This is a genomic window from Nocardioides sp., from assembly GCF_035547795.1.
Lineage (GTDB): Bacteria > Actinomycetota > Actinomycetes > Propionibacteriales > Nocardioidaceae > Nocardioides.
The window spans coordinates 1-5,963 of record NZ_DASZUF010000205.1 but is presented as its reverse complement, the minus strand read 5'-3'; the positions used below and the strand labels follow the sequence as shown (position 1 = coordinate 5,963).

Annotated in this window: 8 protein-coding genes; 4 read left to right on the top strand and 4 right to left on the bottom strand. The window is 71.1% G+C overall.

The annotated features are described in order from the left end of the window. Window positions 1-124: 124 nt before the first annotated feature. On the top strand, window positions 125-352 hold the full coding sequence (locus tag VHA72_RS15320; protein ID WP_325576738.1) for a type II toxin-antitoxin system Phd/YefM family antitoxin: 228 nt from the start codon (window positions 125-127) through the stop codon (window positions 350-352). Continuing rightward, window positions 343-738, top strand: a complete 396-nt coding sequence (locus VHA72_RS15315; RefSeq protein WP_325576736.1) for a type II toxin-antitoxin system VapC family toxin — start codon at window positions 343-345, stop codon at window positions 736-738. The genes VHA72_RS15320 and VHA72_RS15315 overlap by 10 nt, the downstream gene beginning before the upstream one ends. Before the next feature lie 17 nt (window positions 739-755). On the opposite strand, the gene VHA72_RS15310 is transcribed toward VHA72_RS15315, so the two are convergent. From VHA72_RS15310 to gcvT, 3 genes are all read right to left on the bottom strand, one after another. Then, window positions 756-2,114 (bottom strand): NCS2 family permease, encoded by a 1,359-nt coding sequence (locus VHA72_RS15310; RefSeq protein ID WP_325576734.1) that lies wholly within the window; start codon window positions 2,112-2,114, stop codon window positions 756-758. A 153-nt stretch (window positions 2,115-2,267) separates the two neighbouring features. Continuing rightward, entirely contained in the window at window positions 2,268-2,525 is a 258-nt protein-coding gene (locus VHA72_RS15305) for a hypothetical protein (RefSeq protein WP_325576732.1), read from the bottom strand. A gap of 1 nt (window position 2,526) precedes the next feature. Further along, window positions 2,527-3,630, bottom strand: a complete 1,104-nt coding sequence (gene gcvT, locus VHA72_RS15300; protein ID WP_325576730.1) for a glycine cleavage system aminomethyltransferase GcvT — start codon at window positions 3,628-3,630, stop codon at window positions 2,527-2,529. A gap of 24 nt (window positions 3,631-3,654) precedes the next feature. Here gcvT and VHA72_RS15295 point away from each other — a divergent pair, with 24 nt between their 5' ends. Further along, window positions 3,655-5,139 (top strand): leucyl aminopeptidase, encoded by a 1,485-nt coding sequence (locus tag VHA72_RS15295; protein ID WP_325576728.1) that lies wholly within the window; start codon window positions 3,655-3,657, stop codon window positions 5,137-5,139. 37 nt (window positions 5,140-5,176) lie between these two features. Here VHA72_RS15295 and VHA72_RS15290 read toward each other — a convergent pair whose 3' ends face one another. Beyond that, window positions 5,177-5,536, bottom strand: coding sequence for a hypothetical protein (locus VHA72_RS15290; protein WP_325576726.1), 360 nt, complete (start codon window positions 5,534-5,536; stop codon window positions 5,177-5,179). A 170-nt stretch (window positions 5,537-5,706) separates the two neighbouring features. Between VHA72_RS15290 and VHA72_RS15285 the strand changes: the two genes are divergently transcribed. Next, window positions 5,707-5,963 (top strand): biotin/lipoyl-containing protein (locus VHA72_RS15285; RefSeq protein ID WP_325576724.1); only part of this gene is annotated, 257 nt, incomplete at its 3' end.

Genomic DNA, 5,963 nt, shown 5'->3' with positions numbered 1-5,963 from the left:
TCGTGCACCACCGCGACCGGGTTGCCGAGCAGCGGCTCGGCGGAGAACACATCGACCTGACGGAAGGGGCGCATGGCCGCGAATCTACCTTGGCTAAGTCTGCTTAGTCATCTACCGTGGGTGCGTGAGCGAGACCCTGGTGAACGTCCACGAGGCGAAGACCCACCTCAGTCAGCTCCTGGCCCGGGTCGAGGCGGGCGAGGAGATCGTGATCGCGCGCGCGGGCAAGCCGGTCGCGCGGCTGGAGCCGTTCTTCGATCGGCCGAAGATCAAGCTGCACTTCATGGACTTCACCGTCGGAGACGAGATCCTCGAACCGATGACCGAAGAGGAGCTCGCCGAATGGGAGTGAGCTATCTGCTCGACAGCAACGCCCTCATCTGGCTCGGCGCGCACGGTCGCAGCCCGAGGGCCGCCCTCGTCGCCGACCTCAACAGCTCGGATGCGATCTACGTCTCCGCCGCGTCGGCGTTCGAGCTCGCGACCAAGCATCGGATCGGGAAGCTGCCGCAGGTCTCCGATCTGCTGCTCCATTGGCCTGAGCGCATCCGGTCACTGGGTGCAGCCGAGCTGGCCATCACGTCCGCGCACGCAGTGACGGCCGGCGCGCTCGACTGGGACCACCGCGATCCCTTCGACCGCCTGCTGGTGGCCCAGGCCCGCTGCGAGAACCTCACCCTGGTGTCAGCGGACCGCGCGGTCCTCGCCGCTCCCGGCGTACGCCTGATGGAGTGGTGAGGACCGCGCGGTGACCGTCAAACCACGCCGCGCAGGAAGTACCAGACGAAGAACGCCCCGACCACCGCGAGCAGCGGGTGGACGTCGCGCCAGCGGCCGCGACCCAGCGCGATCAAGACGTAGAGCACGATGCCCGCGCCCACGCCGTTGGCGATCGAGTAGGTGAACGGCATCAACGCCATGGTGGCGAACGCCGGGATCGCCATGCCCATGTCATCCCAGTCGATGCCGGCCGCCTGGCTGATCATCAGCGCGCCGACGATCACCAGCGCCGGGCCGGTGGCGGCCGACGGGATCACGCCCACGATCGGCGAGAGGAACATCGCCAGCAGGAACAGCACGCCGGTGACGATGTTGGCCAGACCCGTCTTGGCGCCCTGGGCGACACCGGCGGTGCTCTCCACGAAGATCGTGTTGGACGACGCCGAGGCGGCGCCACCGGCGACGGCGCCGAGCGACTCCACGATCAGCACGTTGCGCATCTGCGGCAGCCGGCCCTGGTCGTCGACCAGGTCCGCTCGGCGACCGATCGCCAGCGCGGTGCCCATCGCGTCGAAGAAGTTCGCCATCAGCACGGTCAGGATGAGACCGATCGCTGCGCCCCAGCCGAGCACGCTGAAGACGTGGAAGCGGGCGTCACCGACCAGGCCGAAGTCGGGCGCGGAGACGACCTTGTGCGGCCAGGTGGCGCCGGCGATCGGGGTGCCGTCGACGGCGGCGTTGATGATGATCGAGGCCACCGTGCCGACCACGATGCCGATCAGCAGGGCGCCGGGGACGTTGCGCGCCATCAGGATCGCGGTGACCAGCAGGGTGAGGACGAACGCGAACGTGCCCCAGCTGCGGAAGTGGTCGCTGAGCGCCACGATGGTGCCGTTGCCGGCGACGACGATGCCGCCGTCGACGAGGCCGATCAGCGCGATGAACAGGCCGATGCCAGCGCCGATGGCGCGCTTGAGCGAGTCCGGGATGGCGTTGGCGATCGCCTCACGCAGTCCGATGAGGACCAGGACGAGCATCACGGCGCCCTCGATCACGATGACGCCCATCGCGTCCGGCCAGGTCAGGCCGCGGCCGGCGACCAGGGTGTAGGCGACGAACGCGTTCACGCCCAGGCCTGCCGCCAGCGCCATCGGCACGTTGGCGAACAGACCCATCAGGATCGTCATGACACCGGCGACCAGCGCCGTGACGGTGACGAGCTGGGTCGGGTCGAGCACATGCCCGGCCGAGTCCTTGAGGCCCTTGGGCAGGCCGCCGAGGATAGCGGGGTTGAGCGCCACGATGTAGGCCATGGTCGCGAACGTGACCAAGCCGCCGAGAACCTCGGCGCGGAGGTTGCTGCCGCGCTCGCTGATACGGAAGAAGCGATCCATGAGACTTTCCTGGTCGGGCCGGATGCCGGTCCGAGGCGGCACCAGCGGGATCTGACGCTGCGGATTATGGGGCCCAGCGGTGGCCGGGCGCGACCGATTCGGCGCTCAGTCTCGCGTGGTGGCGCTCACGTTGCGCCGTCCGCCCGGCGAGCGCTACCGGCTCAGCGCCATCGGGCCGTAGACCTCGCGGTCGAGCTCGAACAGCGTCACCGCGCGCACGCCCTGCTCGGCGAGCTCGCCCCAGAACTCCCCGATCCACGACTCCGCATCGCCCTGGGAGGGGAAGCGCTGGTCGGCGTACTCCTCGGTGACGGCGACCTCGGCGCCGGAGCCGTCCTCCAGACGCCACCACCACGGGCGGTCGCCCGGCGTGGGCTGTTTGAACGGCGAGGGGATGTCGGGCAGGGACATGTCAGGACTCCCGGACGTGTGAGGGGACGAACGGCGGCGGGGTGAGCTGGAAGATCTCGCGTCGGCCGCGGACGTCGATGCCGATCTCGGCCTCGGGGTTCACCTTGGCCGAGATCAGCACCAGGCCGATGCCCTTGCGTAGCGTGGGGCTGAAGGTCCCGGAGGTCACCTCCCCCACGGGTACGTCGGGGGCCAGCGAGGCGGTCATGTGCGGTCGCGGGATGCCCCGCCCGACCGCGACGATGCCGCGCAGCACCCGGCTCGGGCCGCTCTCCTTGATCGGCGCCAGCGCGTCACGACCCCAGAACGCGTCCTTCTTCCAGCCGACCGCCCAGCCGACGCCGCCCTCGAGCGGGTTGATCGTGGGCGAGATGTCCTGCCCGTGTAGTGGGTAGCCCATCTCGGTGCGCAGCGTGTCGCGCGCGCCGAGGCCGCATGGCAGCATGCCCAGCCCCTCACCGGCGGCGAGCAGCGCATCCCACAGCGCGAGACCCACCGCGTTGGGCGCGACCAGCTCGTAGCCTCGCTCGCCGGTGTAGCCGGTCCGGCACACCACCACGTCGGCACCCCGGAAGGGCGCGTCGACGAAGCTCATGTAGTCGTGCCCGGTCGGCAGTCCGACCCGCGCCAGCACCTCGTCCGCGTGCGGACCCTGCACGGCCAGGACGACGTAGTCGCCGTGTTGGTTCGCCACCTCGACCCCGGTGGGCGCGGACGCAGCCAGCCGACGCACCACCTCGGCGGTGTTCGCGGCGTTGGGGATGAGGAAGACGTGCTCGTCGTCGCGGTAGTAGGCGATCAGGTCGTCCACGATGCCGCCGGTGGCGTCGTCGAGGCACAGCGTGTACTGCGCCTTGCCGGGCCCGATCCGGCGCAGATCCCCCGAGAGCGTCGCGTTGACGTACGCCGCCGCGCCGGGCCCGCTCACCAGCGCCTTGCCGAGGTGGCTGACGTCAAAGATCCCGACCGCCTCGCGCACGGCGGTGTGCTCCTTGACCACCCCCGCGGTGTACTCCAGCGGCATCGACCAGCCGCCGAACTCGCCGAACTTGGCGCCCAGCGCCACGTGTCGGTCGTGGAGAGGAGAGAGCAGCAGATCCGCCATGGCCCAGACTCTAAACTGCCCGGCGTGACGTCCTTCTCCCTGCGCACCGCCAACCCCGCCAAGACCCGAGCCGAGGCAGTGGTGGCCGGGGTGGTGCAGGGCGCGAAGGGGCCCGAGCTCGCCCGCGGCGCCGCCGAAGTGGCCGATGCCTACGGGCGGAAGCTGCGCGGCCTGCTGGCGACCCTGGGCGTCACCGGCAAGGCCGGCGAGGTCACCAAGGTGCCGACCGGCGGCGCCCTCGCCTCGCCGCTGCTGATCCTGGTCGGTCTCGGGTCGGAGGCCACCACCGACGCGGTACGCCGGGCCGCGGGCACCGCCGCCCGGGCGGTGCCCAATGCCACCTCGGTGGCGCTCGCGCTGCCCGCCGACACCCCGGAGCTGGTCCGGGCGGTGACCGAGGGCAGCATCCTGGGCGGCTACACCTTCACGACGTACCGCTCCGGCGGCGACGACGTCAGGGCCGCCGACGTCATCGTGCTCTCCCCGATCGCGCGCCAGGCCGAGGCGGTGAGTGCGTTCGAGCAGGCGCAGGTCGTCGCGGCCGCGGTCGGCGCGGTGCGCGACTGGGTCAACACCGGGCCCGGCGACCTGACCCCGCCGCTGTTCGCCTCCGCCGTCGCGGAGGCGGTCGCCGAGGTGCCGGACGTGGCCGTCACCGTGTACGACGAGGAGCGGCTCGCCGAGCTGGGCTGCGGCGGCATCCTCGCGGTCGGGCTCGGCTCGGCGGCCCCACCTCGGCTGGTCGAGCTCTCCTACCAGCCGTCCGGAGCTGTCGCCCATGTGGCGCTGGTCGGCAAGGGCATCACCTACGACTCCGGCGGCCTGACCATCAAGCCCGCCGGCTCGATGAAGGACATGAAGTCCGACATGCACGGCGCCGCCACCGTCGTGCAGGCCACGCTCGCCATCGCCCGACTCGGGCTGCCGGTGCGGATCTCGGCGTACGCGCCGATGGCGGAGAACATGCTCTCCGGCTCGGCGATGCGTCCCGGCGACGTGATCACGCACTACGGCGGCACCACCACCGAGGTGCTCAACACCGACGCCGAGGGCCGGCTGGTGCTGGCCGACGCGCTGGTCCGTGCCACCGAGGTCTCCCCCGACGTGATCATCGACGTGGCCACCCTGACCGGGCACATGGTCACCGCGCTGGGCGACCGGATCACCGGTGTGATGGGCACTCCCGACGCGGTCGAGGCGATCCTGGCCGCCGCCGAGGTCGCCGGCGAGCCGGCCTGGCCGATGCCGATCCCCGAGATCATGGACGAGCGGATCCACTCCTCGAAGATCGCCGACCTCGCCCAGCACGACTGGATCCGCTGGGGTGGCGGGCTGTTCGCCGCGGCATTCCTGCGCGAGTTCACCGCCGGGCTGCCGTGGGCGCACCTCGACATCGCCGGGCCGTCCTGGAACAGCGGCGGCGCCTACGGGCACATCACGCCCGGCGGAACCGGAACCGCCGTCGCGACCCTGGTCGACTACGTGCGGGCGCTGGTGCGGCGTACCTGACCTTCGGCACGCCGTCTCGCCTGTTGCGGTGCGAACGTCAGGTGCCCGACTGCCTGCGGCGGCGGTTGTAGTCCCGCATCCGTTGCGGGATCCCGACCATGGCAGCGTCGTAGGACGGGACCTGGCGGTCATTGCAGAACTCGTGCGCCCAGCGTGCCGACGGCACCCGGCGGCGGGTCCACTCGCCGTCGTGCGCCACCAGGAGCAGCGTCACGTCGCTGACCGCGGTGCGCGGCTCCACGAACCCCTCCACGCCGCGCCGGGTCTCGATGAACCGGCGCAGATGCGCCACGTCCTCTGCATCCGCCGCGCGCACCCGCGTCGAGCCGGTCCGGTGCGCATCGGCCGCCGGACCGCTCCACCGGGTCCCGCGACGGAACCGATCCCAGAACGCCATGCCGCACAGTGTGCCCGACCGGCACCAGCAGCGGGGCGGTGATCGCGCCGATGGGGCACTCCTCGTGTTACCGATGGGGTTACCGACCGGTACGACGGCCGGTGCTGGACAGGCTCGGTCTTGGTGCCAAGATTGACCGCGACAACAAGAGATCGCAGCGAAGGAAGCCCATGGCCACCGAAGTAACTCTCCCGGCGCTCGGCGAGTCCGTCACCGAAGGCACCGTCACCCGCTGGCTCAAGAACGTCGGCGACACCGTGACCGTCGACGAGCCGCTGCTGGAGGTCTCCACCGACAAGGTCGACACCGAGATCCCCTCCCCCGTCGCCGGGACGCTGCTCGAGATCAGGGCTGCCGAGGACGACACCGTCGAGGTCGGCGCGGTCCTGGCCGTGATCGGTGCCGCCGACGAGGCCGGGGCCGCGCC